Source organism: Paenibacillus sp. J22P165 (assembly GCF_059692015.1).
This window is the reverse complement of the sequence record NZ_JCAUAP010000002.1, coordinates 309,447-323,695: the sequence shown is the minus strand read 5'-3', so window position 1 is coordinate 323,695 and position 14,249 is coordinate 309,447. Positions and strand designations below refer to the sequence as shown.

The following is a 14,249-nucleotide window of genomic DNA, read 5'->3' as shown; positions in this document are numbered from 1 at the left end:
ATGTTTCGCACAATGATGAAAGCTAAGATCCACCGCGCCACGGTTACAGAGGCGAATTTAAATTATATCGGCAGTATCACGATTGATGAGGATTTAATTGATTTAGTGGATATGCTTCCGAATGAGAAAGTGCAAATTGTGAACAACAACAATGGTGCACGTCTTGAAACTTACATTATACCGGGGCCGCGCGGCACAGGTGTCATTTGTTTAAATGGCGCAGCAGCAAGACTGGTCCAAACAGGAGATACGGTAATTATCGTTTCTTATGCCATGATGAGTGATGAAGAAGCTAAGAAGCACCATCCAACGATTGCTATTATGGGAGCGAACAACACGGTTGCTCAATTGCTGAAGGAAGAAGAGCACTCCACTGTTCTTTAAGATAGGGGTAGAACCACTTGCATGCATGAAATCGTCTTAGTTTACAAAGAATGAGGGTAAGCTTTCGAAGCAAAGGTGGGGATGCCAAATGTTTAAGCATTTATTTTCCACAATGAATGAGGTTTTGGAAGAAATCCAGAAGGAATATCCGAACAGCGATGTGGAGAAAAAGGCAGAGCTTGACGAACAACTGCAAGTGTTGAAGACGATGAGTGATGAATTCATCGAGGCGTGGCTGCTATTTGAGGAGAAGCTGGGAAAGTTCTATGGGGCGGAGCCGACCATCAGTACCAAAACTTTACATGACGAGCTGATGGAACTCGATATGTCTGGCAAGCAAACCGAAGAGTTCATGCGTGGGCAAGGATACTACAAGTTGTACATGTATGATCAAGCGATTAAAGAATTCGAAGTGTTGATCCAAAGGCAACCGGATTTCTTGTTAGCACGCGTATATTTAGCGATGGGGCATTTGCGCAAAGGAGAGTTTGGGGATGCGTATCAGCACTTCAAATTCTTGCTTCCATTGACGGATAATACGAAGATGAAAGCTATTTCTTATAACGCCATGGGTTGTATCCAAGTGCAGAACCAGAACTTAGAGAAAGCTTTCGAGTATTTTCAAAAAGCCTATCATACCGACCCCTCTTGTATGGAGCCACTAATCAATCTTGATGAGTCCTAACCCGAAACGGTAAAACAAGGTATTCCCTTTTCCTAATTAGATTTGGTATGCTAGGAGAAGTGTAGGACGAAGGGATTGAAGATAGACGTTATGAAATTTGCAGTTTTGGATTTTGAAACGACAGGAAGTCAGCCTGGGGACGAAATTATACAGGTTGGACTCGTCATCATAGATCAATTTGAAATTACAGACAGGTATACTTCTCTGGTAAATCCAGGGATTAGTATACCTTCTTCGATTACAACTTTAACAGGGATCACGAACGAGATGGTTGCCGATGCACCTTCACTCGATCAGGTTATGTCAGACATGTTCCCGTTGCTGTTTGATTGTGTGTTAGTCGCGCATCAAGCAGCATTTGATTTGTCTTTTCTACAACGAGGCTTAACGAGAACGGGGTATCCTCCTTTCTCAGGACGCGTGCTCGATACGATGGATATGCTACGTATTTTATTCCCATCGATCTCAAGTCTTCAACTCAGCATGGTTGCTGCTTTGTTTGGCATTGATCATGAGAGGCCCCACCAAGCGGATAGTGATGCGGAAGTGACGGCTTTGATTTGGATTCATTGTCTGGACCGTTTATTAGGATTGCCGCTATTAACCGTACAAAGGTTGAACCAAATTTTCGAAAACGGTAATACCGATTTAGGCTGGTTTCTGGATGAAATTTGTTTATATAAAGAGTCAGTGACTAGTGTCGATATGGAAACGAATCGCTACTTCCGTCAATTTACTTTGAATGTGACGGATTGGGGCGAAGATGAGGAACTGCGTACAGAGTACGAAGTGACACAAGCGCTAGGCACTTCTTTTCAAGCGTTTCAGCAGGGGTTAAAGTCCGCGTTGCAGCAAAAATTTGAGGTCTACGAAGATCGTGAATCTCAGGATCAAATGATTCTCGAAGTCGAAAAGTCATTGGAAGCGGATCAGCATTTGATGATCGAAGCGGGAACAGGTACGGGGAAATCTTTAGGATACTTGATCCCATCGATCTATTACGGCTTGAAATATGAGAAGAAAGTAGTTGTTTCCACGCATACGATTAATCTGCAGGAGCAGCTGCGAGAGCGGGATATTCCTTTGTTAAAAGAAATTTTCCCAGTTCCTTTCAAAGCGGCTGTGCTCAAGGGTAGGAGTCATTATCTGTGCCTGCGTAAATTTGAAACTAAGCTGACCACGCGGGATTATGAGAATGGCAGGGAAGACCCAATCACCGCTGCTCAAATGGTGGTTTGGTTAAGCGAAACGGAGCATGGGGACGAAGAGGAGCTGCACTTTGGGAATAAAGGCGCTCAATTCTGGTATTCGGTTGCGAGTGATACGGACTCCTGTTTAAATCGGATGTGTCCTTGGTACAAAAAATGCTTCTACCACCGCGCGCGTAATGATGCCAACACGGCCGATGTGATCATCACGAACCATTCCCTCCTTTTTACGGATATGAAGGCTGAGAACCGCCTTCTACCGTCTTACAAGCACCTTGTCATTGATGAGGCGCATCACTTTGAAGAAGTGGCGAGTAAGCACTTGGGTATCGAGCTGCATGCTTCAGCTTTCTATCATTCCTTATTGTGGCTGTACAAGGATAATCGGAGTGGTCAGCTTCCTATGCTTCGGTTCCGATTACAAAAATCGGACGAGGCTGGGGAGCGTGCAGCGGCATGGAGTAACACGATTGATGGATTGTTTCCCAAAATCATTTCAATTAAAGAAGACTGGGAGCGATTAAGCGAAGCGCTTTACGAATTGGTATCCTCCAAAAGCGACCCTTCACAATCGGAGAATTCGCAGTATGTACTGCGTTTGAAGTCAGATACGTTGCCTGCGAATTGGCGTGAGCTGCTGATTATGGAGGATAATATTTATCTGAATGCGAATGATCTGTTGCGAACATTGGATAAATTGTTGAATGAATTGAAAGAACAACAGGATGGACTAGGGGTTCAAGGGCTAGTTACCGATCTGAACGGCACAGTGAAAGAATTGTATGCGCATCGTGACGCCCTGCACTTCTTTATGAAAATGGCGGATGAAGGCTATGTGTATTGGATTGAAGCGGGTACTTACGCCAAAGCCAAATCGGTTCAGCTGAACTCCGTTCCTACTGATGTAAGCAGCTTGCTGCAACAGCATTTCTTTGAAACGAAGGATAGTATCATTCTGACTTCTGCGACACTTTCGGTGAATAAATCGTTCCAATACTCGGCCGAGCAATTAGGATTAGCTATTCCAGAGGATGAAGAATCCGGCAAGTTGAAAACCGTTCAATTGCCATCTCCCTTTAATTATCGGGAGCAAGCTCTGGTTGTGATTCCGCGTGATTTTCCCACGATTAAGGGAGCAGGAGATCCTGTATTCATTGATGCCCTGATCGCTTCGCTCAGCGATGTTGCGCTAGTGACGAAGGGGCGTATGCTAGTGCTATGTACGTCGAATCGAATGTTGAAGCTCGTGCATGCAGGCATGAAAGAGAAGCTGAGCCAGCATGGCATTACCGTGCTTGGACAGGGGGTGGACAGCGGCAATCGGAGTAAGCTGACACGCATGTTCCAAGATAACAAAATGTGCGTGCTGCTGGGCACAAGCTCGTTCTGGGAAGGCGTAGATATCCCTGGCGATGCGCTTAGTTGTCTGGCGATCATCCGTCTACCGTTCCAGCCGCCGAATCATCCACTCGTGGAAGCGAAGTGTGAAAATATTAAGAAGCGGAATGAAAATCCTTTCATGAAATTCTCTGTACCACAAGCCGTCATTCGGTTTAAGCAGGGCTTTGGTCGTCTTGTTCGGAGAGCGTCTGACAAAGGGATCGTTATCATCTATGATACACGTGTTATTGAAACGTATTATGGCAAGCATTTCCTCTACTCGTTGCCTGGTCCGAAGATCGAGCACATGACATGTGAACAAATGTTACCGAGGATCGAGCAGTGGATGGGAGGAGCCTAATACGTGAAAACACAAAAAATTTCAGAAGCCGTTGTCCGTCGTTTACCGATCTATTTGCGTTATCTGAATGAATTGCAAATGAACAATGTATCGACTGTGTCTTCTCAGGATTTAGGTCAGAAGCTGGATCTAAATCCAGCTCAAATACGTAAGGATCTAGCTTATTTCGGTGAGTTTGGTAAAAAAGGAATCGGTTATGACATCAATTATCTCATTGAGAAGATTCGGCAGATACTGAAATTGGATCGACATATCCAAGTTGCACTCGTAGGAGCCGGCAACTTGGGGAGGGCCCTTTGCAATTATAATACCTACTTACGGAATGATATGAAAATTGTCGCTTTATTCGATGCCATGCCTTCTAAAACAGGTGAGGTTATAAATAACTTGGTCGTGCTGCCGATGGACCAAATGAAATCGGTCTTGTCTGACCTTGGTGTGAGGATTGGTATTATAACAGTGCCAGCAAATGAGGCGCAAAATGTGGCCAATGAATTCGTTGCCTGTGGCATTGAAGCGATATTGAATTTTGCTCCCGTCATTATTAAAGTACCGCCAGATGTCCGAGTGCATTATGCCGATTTCACGACAGAGCTGCAGAGCTTGGCTTACTACTTGGATTAAAAAGAAAAAAAGGCACGGCCCGCGCAGCTTCAGCGGGTCGTGCCTTTTGTTTGATTACATGATCAAGCGGAAAATCGCAAAGTACAATGAGTAGGCTAGCACCATGGAAATTGGAATCGTAATAATCCAAGTGATGAGCATGCGACCTACAGTACCCCATTGTACTTCATGGAAACGCATGACACTTCCTGTTCCGATGATTGCGGAGGAAATAACATGAGTCGTTGACAATGGTTTACCAATGAACGTTGAGAATTGAATAACAATCGAAGATGTTAAGTCTGCCGCGAAACCGTTAATGGGTTCAATTTTGACAATTTTACCGGACACGGTTTTAATGATACGCCATCCACCAATCGATGTACCAAGACCCATCGCGAGAGCTGCAGCAATTTTCACCCAGAGCGGTACATTCAAATCATCTTGAACCCCAGCCGCCACGAGACCAAATACGATAATCCCCATCGCTTTTTGTGCATCATTTCCACCATGTGAGTAGGAAAGTAATCCGGCAGACAGGATTTGTAACGTACGAAATCCACGATTTAGCTTAGATCTGGACGTATTACCTGACCAAATTACGATATATTTGATCAACACCATGATGAGATAACCCAATATGAAAGCAATGATCGGTGACAGAATCAGAATAATAATAATTTGAGTGAATCCACTCCAATTCACGCCATTGAATCCAGCACCCGCAATAACTGCTCCAGCTAAGGAACCAAGCAGTGTATGGGAGGAAGAAGACGGAATCGATAGATACCAGGTGAGCAGGTTCCAAATAATGGCGGCAAGTAAAGCAGCAATAACAACTTCAACACCATTTTCGATTTTGGCTGGATTCGCAATACTACCACCAACTGTTTTGGCTACTTCGGAAGATACCATGGCGCCTACAAAATTAAGTGAAGCTGCCATGAAAATAGCTACCCGCGGGCTTAATGCTCGCGTAGATATCGAAGTTGCGATCGCATTAGCTGTATCGTGAAAACCGTTGATGAAATCAAATAGCAGTGCTAATGCAACGATAATGATCAAATAAGTTAACATGAATTCCTCCTAGCGTTTTCCAATTGGAAAACTTTCCTCGTACACCAAGACATCTCGTCTTAAGAATAACGAAGTACTACACTGTCTAGAATGTTAGCGACATCCTCACAAGCATCAGTTGTTTCTTCAAGGCGCTCATAAATTTCTTTGAGTTTAAAATCTTCGTACACATCTTTACGCGTGATGAAAATTTGGCGGATCCCTTCGCGCATCAAGCGGTCTCCATCATTTTCCAGCTTATTTATGGCTACGGTATGTTCCGGAATTTGCATATATTTTTTCTTAGCCAATAACTTGAAGGCATCCAACATATGCTGACAAGAGTCAACAATTACACCTGAGAAATCTTTCATATAAGAATCCGTATGAGAGACATTCAAATAGTCGAAACGAGCAATTGTTGCTTCAATTCCGTCTGTAACATCATCTACTTTGGAAGCAAGAACCATAATATCTTCCCGATCGATTGGGGTGATAAATACTTTGTTCAGACCTCTGAAGATGTCGTGGGTAATCGAGTCACCTGCATGTTCCAGATCATGAATCGCTTTGACATATTCAATTGGGGGTTTTTCACCCATCATCGCTGTGCGAAACAGTTGAGCTGTTTCTAGAGCGTTCTCTGCAGCACGAATGAGAAGTTGCAAGAAATCGACTTCATTCTTTCTGGTGAATAACGTTGTCATAGAATCCTCCTAATTTTTACTATATGTACAAGTTTTTAAACGAATTTGTTAATCGAAAAAGACCAAATTGTAGAAAAAACTCACAAGGTTTAAAGTATCATACTCATTAGTGCTAAAGCAACGAAAATTCCGTGACAATTTACAATTTCTCAACATCTTTGAAATCGCGCTCGGCTTCCTTGATTTTACAAGCCTGAAGATGTAAAGTTTATGGAGCAGTAGCTGTTTATAGAATGAGCATAGAGAGGGTTTTTTACTATGAAAAAAACATTAATTTCAAATGGTATTTTTATTACTAATAAGGAAGACAAAACATCCATCAAGGGCTGTATGGTAATCGAAGGCAGTCAAATTACATACTTGGGAGCAGAAGTCCCAGAACCGTTAGAAAATTATGATGAAGTGATAGATGGGACAAATAAATTGTATATGCCTGGACTTGTGAATACACATGGACATGCTGCGATGTCACTGCTTCGCGGGTATGGGGATGACTTAGCCCTTCAAGTATGGTTAGAGGAAAAAATGTGGCCAATGGAAGGGAAATTCACTTCGCAAGACGTGAAATGGGGAACACGGTTGTCGATCCTTGAAATGATCAAGGGCGGCACGACGACATTTGTCGACATGTATGACCATATGAATGAAGTAGCCCTTGCTGTAGAAGATTCCGGTATGCGCGGCGTATTAACTCGCGGTGTTATCGGTCTTTGCCCACCTGATGTTCAAACAGCAAAGCTCAAGGAAGCAACGGAGTTCGCGACAAATTGGCACGAGAAAGCAAATGGCAGAATTACAACGATGATGTCACCACATGCACCATACACATGTCCTCCTGATTATATCGAGCGAATTGTACAAGTTGCCCATGATCTTAATTTGCCCATTCATACGCATATGTCGGAGACACGACGTGAAGTTGAAGGCAATGTAGAGCAGTACGGGGCACGTCCAGTAGCTCACTTGGAAAAGCTAGGTGTGTTTACACGTCCAACTCTGGTTGCGCATGGTGTTCATTTGAATGATGAAGAAATCGCGATTCTTAGTAAATATGATGTACGTGTCTCCCATAACCCAGGAAGCAATTTGAAACTGGCGAGTGGAGTAGCGCGTGTTCCAGAATTACTGCGTGCAGGAGTCAAGGTTTCGTTAGGCACAGATGGTGCGGCTTCTAACAACAATTTGGATATGTTTGAAGAAATGCGTTTGGCAGCACTTATTCATAAAGGGGTATCCGGAGATCCATTGGCTGTACCGGCGAGGGAAGCTTTGCTGCTAGGTACGCGTATGGGAGCAGAATCCATCTGGTTGGATAACGTTGGACTGCTTGAACCGGGCATGAAAGCAGACTTCATCGCATTAGACATCGATCAACCCCATTTCTTACCGAAGACAGACTTCGTTTCTCACATTGTGTACTCGGCTTGTGCGAAAGACGTTGTAGATGTCTGTGTAGACGGGAATTGGATCGTACGCAAAGGTGAGTGCTTGACGCTTGATGAAGAGAAAATTAAACGTGAATTTGAACTTAGCTTCGATAAACTCATTGGTTAAATGAATGCGGAGTAAGAGCATGTGGGGAGGTGCGCGGCGTTCATGAATGCGAAGCGGACGATTACACTTGGCATTTTTATCGTACTAACGCTAGGTGTTGTGCTTGGCCGATTCTACCTCAATATACAGAATGAACACTGGGATGAGAAACATGTTGCTGTAGAGAAAGCTTACGAGGGCAGTATGATGACAAAAGCCTCCAAAGTTGATTTTTTCTATGGTGATGCGGCCTATCAAATTGTATACGGTGAAAATAAGCTAGGACAGCGATTAATTGCTTGGGTGTCAGATCAAGAAGTTCATACGGAGATAACGGACGAAGCTTTCACAGAGGAGCAAGCCCGCGCAGCTGTCATGACGAAAGCACCGAGTAGTGAAATTGAACGTGTTATGCCAGGAAGATTAGGAAATGATTATGTATGGGAAGTGTTTTATAAGACGAAGGATGATAGAGGTACACGTTATTTCTATGATTATTATGCCTTCAAAGATGGAACGTTTTTGGATACCTATCGACTCAGCCTTCAATAAGAAGGTTGAGTTTTTTTCTATTTTAAAGCACGTGTTAGATGCTGTTTACTCTTTTTTCTGCGGTTTCCACTGTTTGCATAAGGCAGATCGTGTATATAAAGTGATATACTGATCGTATAGCTTTTTGGGATATACAAAATAAATCATTACAGAAAGGTGGACGCCAATCCATGAAGATGAAGCTGCGCGTTTTACCTGTGATTTTTAGTGTGATTATTTCAGCAGGTGTACTTTTCGGTGGCTGGTTCGCCTATACAAGCTTTGCAGTGGAAAATCCACTATCCAATATCATTAATCGTGCGCCAGGAGTGACGGATTCCACGATGAAGCTAACTTCCAATCAAGTGGATATTGAGTTGACACTCAAGCCTGATGCAAACTTACGGCAAGTTGTAGAATTAATTAAGCAAGATGGCGCGTCGAACATTGGGAAGCGTTCTGTGAATATATCGATTAAGAATCAATCCTCGGAGAAGCTGGATCAATGGTGGTCCAAAGCTTTGTTTGAAGTAGCGCAAGCGATGGAAACGAAGCATTATGCGGATATTCCAACAACTTTACAGAAGTATGCAGATGGTGTGCCTACAATGAAAGTAGATAGTGAGATGGATGAACACAACGTATATATCCGTTTAACAGATGGTGATGCGACGAAATTTATCATGCTGCCAAGAGTCTCCCAGATCGGAGTGTGGCCGAATGAGTAAAATATATAAAGAGATAAGCATTGGATTTGTACCTGTTCTACTCGTGTTTTTAGCTTTTCAAGGTGTGAATGTGCTGCCCATTATTTTTGTTAGTGCGCTTGGTGTTTCTTTATTCTATATGATGAAAACTCGCGGTGGTATCGGAGCTGCTGCAGGCGGCGGAGATCGTAAAAGTAAAAATAGGACTCCGTCTTTTTTGACATTTGATGAAATCGGTGGACAAGATCGAGCGAAAAAAGAATTGATGGAAGCTCTCGATTTTCTAATTAAGCATGAGGAAATTAAAAAGTTAGGTATTCGTCCACTGAAAGGTCTACTTCTAACGGGGCCTCCAGGTACAGGGAAGACTTTAATGGCGAAAGCAGCAGCTCATTATACGAATTCCGTCTATATGGCTGCTTCAGGCAGTGAATTTGTGGAGATGTATGTGGGTGTTGGTGCAAGCCGGGTCAGAGATTTATTTAATGAGGCTAGAACGCGTGCGCTTAAAGAGGGCAAGGATAATGCTATTATTTTTATTGATGAAATTGATGTTATCGGCGGTAAGCGTGATGGGGGTCAACAGCGTGAGTATGACCAAACCTTGAATCAATTATTGACGGAGATGGATGGCATTCATACCAATGATGCGCCGCGCATCCTAATTATTGCTGCCACCAACAGAAAAGAAATGCTCGATAGCGCTTTGCTGCGTCCAGGGCGTTTCGACCGTCACATTGAGGTAGATTTGCCAGATAAAAAGGGCCGCTTAGCTATTCTCCATATCCATGCCAAAAATAAGCCCTTGGCAGAAGGTGTTACATTGGATATAACGGCGGAACAAACTTTTGGTTTCTCGGGTGCACAGCTAGAAGGCGTGTTGAATGAAGCGGCTATTTATGCAATGCGGGAAGATAAGCCAGCGATTGAGCAGCCACATTTGGCTTCAGCGATCGATAAAGTGATGATGGGTGAACGAACAGATAAAGAAACGGCGAATGAAGAGAAAGAACGTGTGGCGTATCATGAATTAGGCCATGCTATTATTGCAGAGCTAGTTAGACCAGGTTCTGTTTCACAGGTTACTGTTAGCCCACGGGGTAAAGCATTAGGCTATGTTCGTCATAATCCCCCGCAGGATCATTATTTGTATACGAAGGATTATATCGAAGATCAAATCATGATTGCCCTTGGTGGAGCTGCCGCCGAAGAAATGATTTATGGTGGTCGAAGCACGGGTTCACGAAACGATTTTGAACAGTCCCTTTCTATGGTTCGTAACATGATGGACGCTGGACTAACCAGCTTAGGTATCATTGATCGTGATATGGTGACGAAAGAACAACTCATGAAAGAAAATGCAGCCATTCTGGATGCATTAATGCTAAGAACAAAGAAAATGTTAGATGAGCAACGCGGTATTTTCGAGCATGCTTTTGCAATTTTGATGAAAGAAGAAGTACTCTCAGGGGATACATTTCGCGCCTTATTTGACGCCTCGGTATCTCAAAGTGCATAATATGACCGTTGGCCAATTAGGCCAGCGGTTCTTGTCTTTACCTAGGGCCGTACTTATACATATACTAAGTGTAAACCATAAGCGAAGAGCAAGTTGCAAGGAAGAAGGAGAAACGAGCTATGATGTTTAGAACAATTGGTGTAATTGGCGGAGGAACGATGGGACAAGGCATTTCTGAAATGCTGGCAGCCCGAGGCCTTGACGTTATGCTTGCTGAGAAATCAACTGAAAAACTAGACCGAGCGATCGAGTTAATTACGGTTAGTTTAGATAAGCAAATTGAGCGGTGGGCATTGACCGAAGCAGAAAAGAAATCGATTTTATCCAAAATAAAAAGAGCTGATTCGATCCAGGATATGGCAAGCTGTGATCTTGTCATTGAAACGATTTCCGAAGATTTGAATGCTAAGAAACATATCTTTTTCCAGCTCAATCAAATATGTTCGCCGCACATTATTTTGGCAACGAATACTTCCACATTAAGTGTAACGGAAATCGCTGCTATAACGACACATCCAGAGCGAGTAATTGGTTTGCACTTTTTGCATCCGGTTGCCAAGGTAAATCTGGTTGAAATTGTTCGGGCTATGAAAACATCCGATGAAACTTATGAACACACTCGCCGCTTTGTTGACGATTTACTTTCGAAAAAAAGTATTAAAGTCAATGAATCGCCGGGGTATATTACGACCCGTTTGATCTGCACGCTCATTAATGAGGCACTTCACACCTTATCCGAAGGTGTCGCTTCAGCGGAAGATATTGATCAAGCCATGCGCATAGGATATGAGTTTAAGCACGGCCCACTAGAAATGTGTGACCGATTCGGACTCGACGCTGTTCTAGCTGCGCTAGAAGGGATGTTCCGAGAATACGGCGATATCAAATATCGACCATCCTATTTGTTGAAGCAAATGGTGCGTGCTGGGCATCTGGGGACCAAGACAGGAGAAGGGTTCTTCCGTTACGACAAGGATGGTGACCGACTATGAACATTCTGGTGATTAATGCCGGCAGCTCATCCGTGAAGTATCAACTTTATGATATGGAAAATGCGAAGGTGCTCGCAAAAGGCAGAGTTGAGCGCATTGGCATGGATACCGCAATCCTGATGCACGAACCTGCCGACAAACCCGAATTTCATAAGGTAGATGAAATCCTAGAACACACAACCGCCATCCGCAAAGTGCTGGATGTGCTTGTACATCCTGAGCATGGTGTGCTAAGCGCCATCTCGCAGATCGATGCCGTAGGCCACCGTGTCGTCCACGGCGGCGAATCGTTCAAGAACTCTGTCCTCGTCACGGACGAGGTGAAGAAAGAGATCCGGCGCCTCTTCGATTTGGCGCCGCTGCACAACCCGGCGCATATGCTGGGCATTTCGGCGGTGGATGTGAACATGCCTGGCGTGCCGCAGGCCGTCGTCTTCGACACCGCCTTCCATCAGTCCATGCCGGCGAAGGCGTATCTGTATCCGGTGCCGATGGCTCTCTACCGGAAGCACAAGGTGCGCCGCTACGGTTTCCATGGCACGTCGCACAAGTACGTCAGCGAGCGTGCCGCAGCCTTCCTAGGACGCCCGCTGGAGCAGTTGAAGCTCATTACCTGTCACATAGGTAATGGCGCTTCCTGCGCCGCTGTATGGGGCGGCCAGTCGGTTGACACGAGCATGGGGATGACGCCGCTCGAGGGTCTGATGATGGGCACGCGCAGCGGCGATCTGGATCCGGCCATCGTGCCCTTCGTGATGGGCAAGGAGGATTTGACGATCGGCGAGGTCAGCTCGATGCTGAATAAGCATAGCGGACTGCAGGCGATCTCGGGGATCTCCAGCGATATGCGGGAGATCGTGGAAGCGATGGAAGCGGGCGATAAGAATGCTACCATGGCTTTTGAGATGTATGCGTATCGATTACGCAAATACATCGGGGCTTATGCCGCAGCGATGAATGGCGTCGATGCGATTGTCTTCACCGCCGGCGTAGGCGAGAATTCTGCACCGCTGCGCAAAGCGGTCTGCGAGGGATTGAGCTTCCTTGGTGTTGATTTTGACGAGGAAGCGAATCTGCAAGGAAGAGGCATTGAGAAGCGAATTACTAAGCTTGATTCACGTGTTGAGGTCCTAGTGATCCCGACCAATGAGGAATGGGTAATTGCTCAGGATACGTATAGTCTGGTGAAATCGCAGACCCCGTGATTCTTTCGTGGAAATCGTCAAATAGTGTACAATAGAGTAGATCTTCAGTGATCTTCAGTTCTAAGGAGGAAGATATTCAAATGAAAAGTACAATAGGTGAAGTTAAACATCATGTCGGCGAGTCAGTCACCATCGGCTGTTGGCTAAACAAGAAGCGTTCCAGCGGTAAAATTCAATTTTTGCAGCTTCGCGACGGTTCGGGATATATACAAGGTGTTGTTGTAAAAAGTGAAGTGAGTGAAGAGGCATGGGAAGCGGCTTCTAAGTTAACCCAAGAGAGCTCCTTATACATAACGGGCAAAGTGAAAGAAGACACCCGCAGTAAAGGTGGTTTCGAGCTTGATGTAACAGGTGTTGAGATCATTCAAGTAACCGAAGAGTATCCGATTACACCGAAGGAGCATGGCGTAGATTTCCTAATGGACAATCGTCATCTGTGGATTCGGAGCCCGCGTCAGCGTGCAGTACTTGTGATCCGTGCTGAAATTATCAAAGCGGTTCAAGGGTTCTTCAATGACCGCGGCTTTCATTTGGTGGATCCGCCGATTTTGACGCCATCCTCTTGCGAAGGCACGACTAACTTGTTCCACACCAAATATTTTGATGAAGATGCCTTTTTGACACAAAGCGGACAGCTTTACATGGAAGCTGCTGCGATGGCGCTAGGCCGCGTATACTCTTTCGGTCCAACATTCCGAGCAGAGAAATCGAAGACTCGTCGACATTTGATTGAGTTTTGGATGATTGAGCCCGAAATGGCTTTCGTGGATCACGTGGAAAACCTTGAGGTTCAAGAGCAATTCGTTTCCCATATCGTGCAAACTGTGCTTCAAAACTGTCAAGCAGAGCTTGAGACATTGGAGCGGGATACATCGAAGCTAGAGAAGATTAAAGGCAGTTTCCCACGTATTACGTACGATGAGGCTGTCGATTATTTGCAAAAGAATGGGCACGAATTCGCATGGGGCGAAGATTTTGGAGCTCCACATGAGACAGCGATTGCCGCGCAATACGAAACGCCGGTATTTATCACACATTGGCCAACGGAAATTAAGGCTTTCTACATGAAGCCAGATCCTAGCCGTCCTGAAGTCGTGCTATGTGCCGATATGATCGCACCTGAGGGCTATGGCGAAATCATCGGGGGCAGTCAACGGATCGATGACCCTGAATTGATGGAGCAGCGCTTCAAGGAGCATGAGTTATCGCAAGAAGCGTACCAATGGTACTTGGATTTGCGCAAATATGGAACAGTGCCGCATTCCGGGTTCGGTTTGGGCTTAGAACGTACTGTTGCTTGGATTTGCGGTTTAGATCATGTGCGTGAAACGATTCCGTTCCCACGTTTGTTATACCGTCTATACCCTTAAGTAGTGGC

General features: G+C 44.8%; 13 protein-coding genes. 11 read left to right on the top strand and 2 right to left on the bottom strand.

Annotated features, from left to right (window positions below):
* The 4 genes from panD (at window position 1) to AC58QM_RS05480 (ending at window position 4,642) form a co-directional block, all read left to right on the top strand.
* Window positions 1-384 carry an aspartate 1-decarboxylase gene (gene panD / locus AC58QM_RS05495; protein WP_310223547.1) on the top strand — a complete coding sequence of 128 codons (384 nt, stop codon included), beginning with the start codon at window positions 1-3 and terminating at the stop codon, window positions 382-384.
* A gap of 88 nt (window positions 385-472) precedes the next feature.
* Window positions 473-1,069 carry a tetratricopeptide repeat protein gene (locus tag AC58QM_RS05490; protein WP_497282078.1) on the top strand — a complete coding sequence of 199 codons (597 nt, stop codon included), beginning with the start codon at window positions 473-475 and terminating at the stop codon, window positions 1,067-1,069.
* 90 nt (window positions 1,070-1,159) lie between these two features.
* A complete protein-coding gene (dinG, locus tag AC58QM_RS05485; protein ID WP_497282076.1) occupies window positions 1,160-4,018 on the top strand; it encodes an ATP-dependent DNA helicase DinG in 2,859 nt (952 codons plus the stop codon).
* 3 nt (window positions 4,019-4,021) lie between these two features.
* Window positions 4,022-4,642, top strand: a complete 621-nt coding sequence (locus tag AC58QM_RS05480; RefSeq protein WP_497282074.1) for a redox-sensing transcriptional repressor Rex — start codon at window positions 4,022-4,024, stop codon at window positions 4,640-4,642.
* Between the two features lie 54 nt (window positions 4,643-4,696).
* On the opposite strand, the gene AC58QM_RS05475 is transcribed toward AC58QM_RS05480, so the two are convergent.
* Together AC58QM_RS05475 and AC58QM_RS05470 are read right to left on the bottom strand one after the other, a co-directional pair.
* Window positions 4,697-5,698 (bottom strand): inorganic phosphate transporter, encoded by a 1,002-nt coding sequence (locus AC58QM_RS05475; RefSeq protein ID WP_497282072.1) that lies wholly within the window; start codon window positions 5,696-5,698, stop codon window positions 4,697-4,699.
* A gap of 59 nt (window positions 5,699-5,757) precedes the next feature.
* Complete coding sequence (locus AC58QM_RS05470; protein ID WP_310223556.1) at window positions 5,758-6,384, bottom strand: DUF47 domain-containing protein; 627 nt, start codon at window positions 6,382-6,384, stop codon at window positions 5,758-5,760.
* Window positions 6,385-6,642: 258 nt separating this feature from the next.
* On the opposite strand from AC58QM_RS05470, the gene AC58QM_RS05465 reads away from it, so the two are divergent.
* From AC58QM_RS05465 to asnS, 7 genes are all read left to right on the top strand, one after another.
* Window positions 6,643-7,938 carry an amidohydrolase gene (locus AC58QM_RS05465; RefSeq protein ID WP_497282070.1) on the top strand — a complete coding sequence of 432 codons (1,296 nt, stop codon included), beginning with the start codon at window positions 6,643-6,645 and terminating at the stop codon, window positions 7,936-7,938.
* Between the two features lie 42 nt (window positions 7,939-7,980).
* A complete protein-coding gene (locus tag AC58QM_RS05460; protein ID WP_497282068.1) occupies window positions 7,981-8,469 on the top strand; it encodes a cell wall elongation regulator TseB-like domain-containing protein in 489 nt (162 codons plus the stop codon).
* A 170-nt stretch (window positions 8,470-8,639) separates the two neighbouring features.
* Window positions 8,640-9,176 carry a hypothetical protein gene (locus tag AC58QM_RS05455; RefSeq protein WP_497282066.1) on the top strand — a complete coding sequence of 179 codons (537 nt, stop codon included), beginning with the start codon at window positions 8,640-8,642 and terminating at the stop codon, window positions 9,174-9,176.
* Window positions 9,169-10,674, top strand: a complete 1,506-nt coding sequence (locus AC58QM_RS05450) for an AAA family ATPase (protein ID WP_497282063.1) — start codon at window positions 9,169-9,171, stop codon at window positions 10,672-10,674. The genes AC58QM_RS05455 and AC58QM_RS05450 overlap by 8 nt, the downstream gene beginning before the upstream one ends.
* A gap of 119 nt (window positions 10,675-10,793) precedes the next feature.
* Window positions 10,794-11,666: a 3-hydroxyacyl-CoA dehydrogenase family protein gene (locus AC58QM_RS05445; RefSeq protein ID WP_497282061.1), complete on the top strand. Its 873-nt coding sequence runs from the start codon at window positions 10,794-10,796 to the stop codon at window positions 11,664-11,666.
* The gene (locus tag AC58QM_RS05440) at window positions 11,663-12,871 is read left to right on the top strand and encodes an acetate kinase (protein ID WP_497282059.1); all 1,209 of its coding nucleotides are present in this window, start codon (window positions 11,663-11,665) and stop codon (window positions 12,869-12,871) included. Before AC58QM_RS05445 ends, AC58QM_RS05440 begins: the two co-directional genes overlap by 4 nt.
* A 74-nt stretch (window positions 12,872-12,945) precedes the next feature.
* Entirely contained in the window at window positions 12,946-14,241 is a 1,296-nt protein-coding gene (gene asnS, locus AC58QM_RS05435) for an asparagine--tRNA ligase (RefSeq protein WP_497282765.1), read from the top strand.
* The last annotated feature ends 8 nt before the right edge of the window (window positions 14,242-14,249 follow it).

Excerpts from the sequence above, each read along its gene's own strand:
- AC58QM_RS05465 (WP_497282070.1), top strand. The coding sequence starts at position 6,643 with ATGAAAAAAACATTAATTTCAAATGGTATTTTTATTACTAATAAGGAA.
- AC58QM_RS05470 (WP_310223556.1), bottom strand. The coding sequence starts at position 6,384 with ATGACAACGTTATTCACCAGAAAGAATGAAGTCGATTTCTTGCAACTT.
- AC58QM_RS05460 (WP_497282068.1), top strand. The coding sequence starts at position 7,981 with ATGAATGCGAAGCGGACGATTACACTTGGCATTTTTATCGTACTAACG.
- AC58QM_RS05440 (WP_497282059.1), top strand. The coding sequence starts at position 11,663 with ATGAACATTCTGGTGATTAATGCCGGCAGCTCATCCGTGAAGTATCAA.
- AC58QM_RS05445 (WP_497282061.1), top strand. The coding sequence starts at position 10,794 with ATGATGTTTAGAACAATTGGTGTAATTGGCGGAGGAACGATGGGACAA.
- panD (WP_310223547.1), top strand. The coding sequence starts at position 1 with ATGTTTCGCACAATGATGAAAGCTAAGATCCACCGCGCCACGGTTACA.
- AC58QM_RS05475 (WP_497282072.1), bottom strand. The coding sequence starts at position 5,698 with ATGTTAACTTATTTGATCATTATCGTTGCATTAGCACTGCTATTTGAT.
- AC58QM_RS05450 (WP_497282063.1), top strand. The coding sequence starts at position 9,169 with ATGAGTAAAATATATAAAGAGATAAGCATTGGATTTGTACCTGTTCTA.
- dinG (WP_497282076.1), top strand. The coding sequence starts at position 1,160 with ATGAAATTTGCAGTTTTGGATTTTGAAACGACAGGAAGTCAGCCTGGG.
- AC58QM_RS05490 (WP_497282078.1), top strand. The coding sequence starts at position 473 with ATGTTTAAGCATTTATTTTCCACAATGAATGAGGTTTTGGAAGAAATC.
- AC58QM_RS05455 (WP_497282066.1), top strand. The coding sequence starts at position 8,640 with ATGAAGATGAAGCTGCGCGTTTTACCTGTGATTTTTAGTGTGATTATT.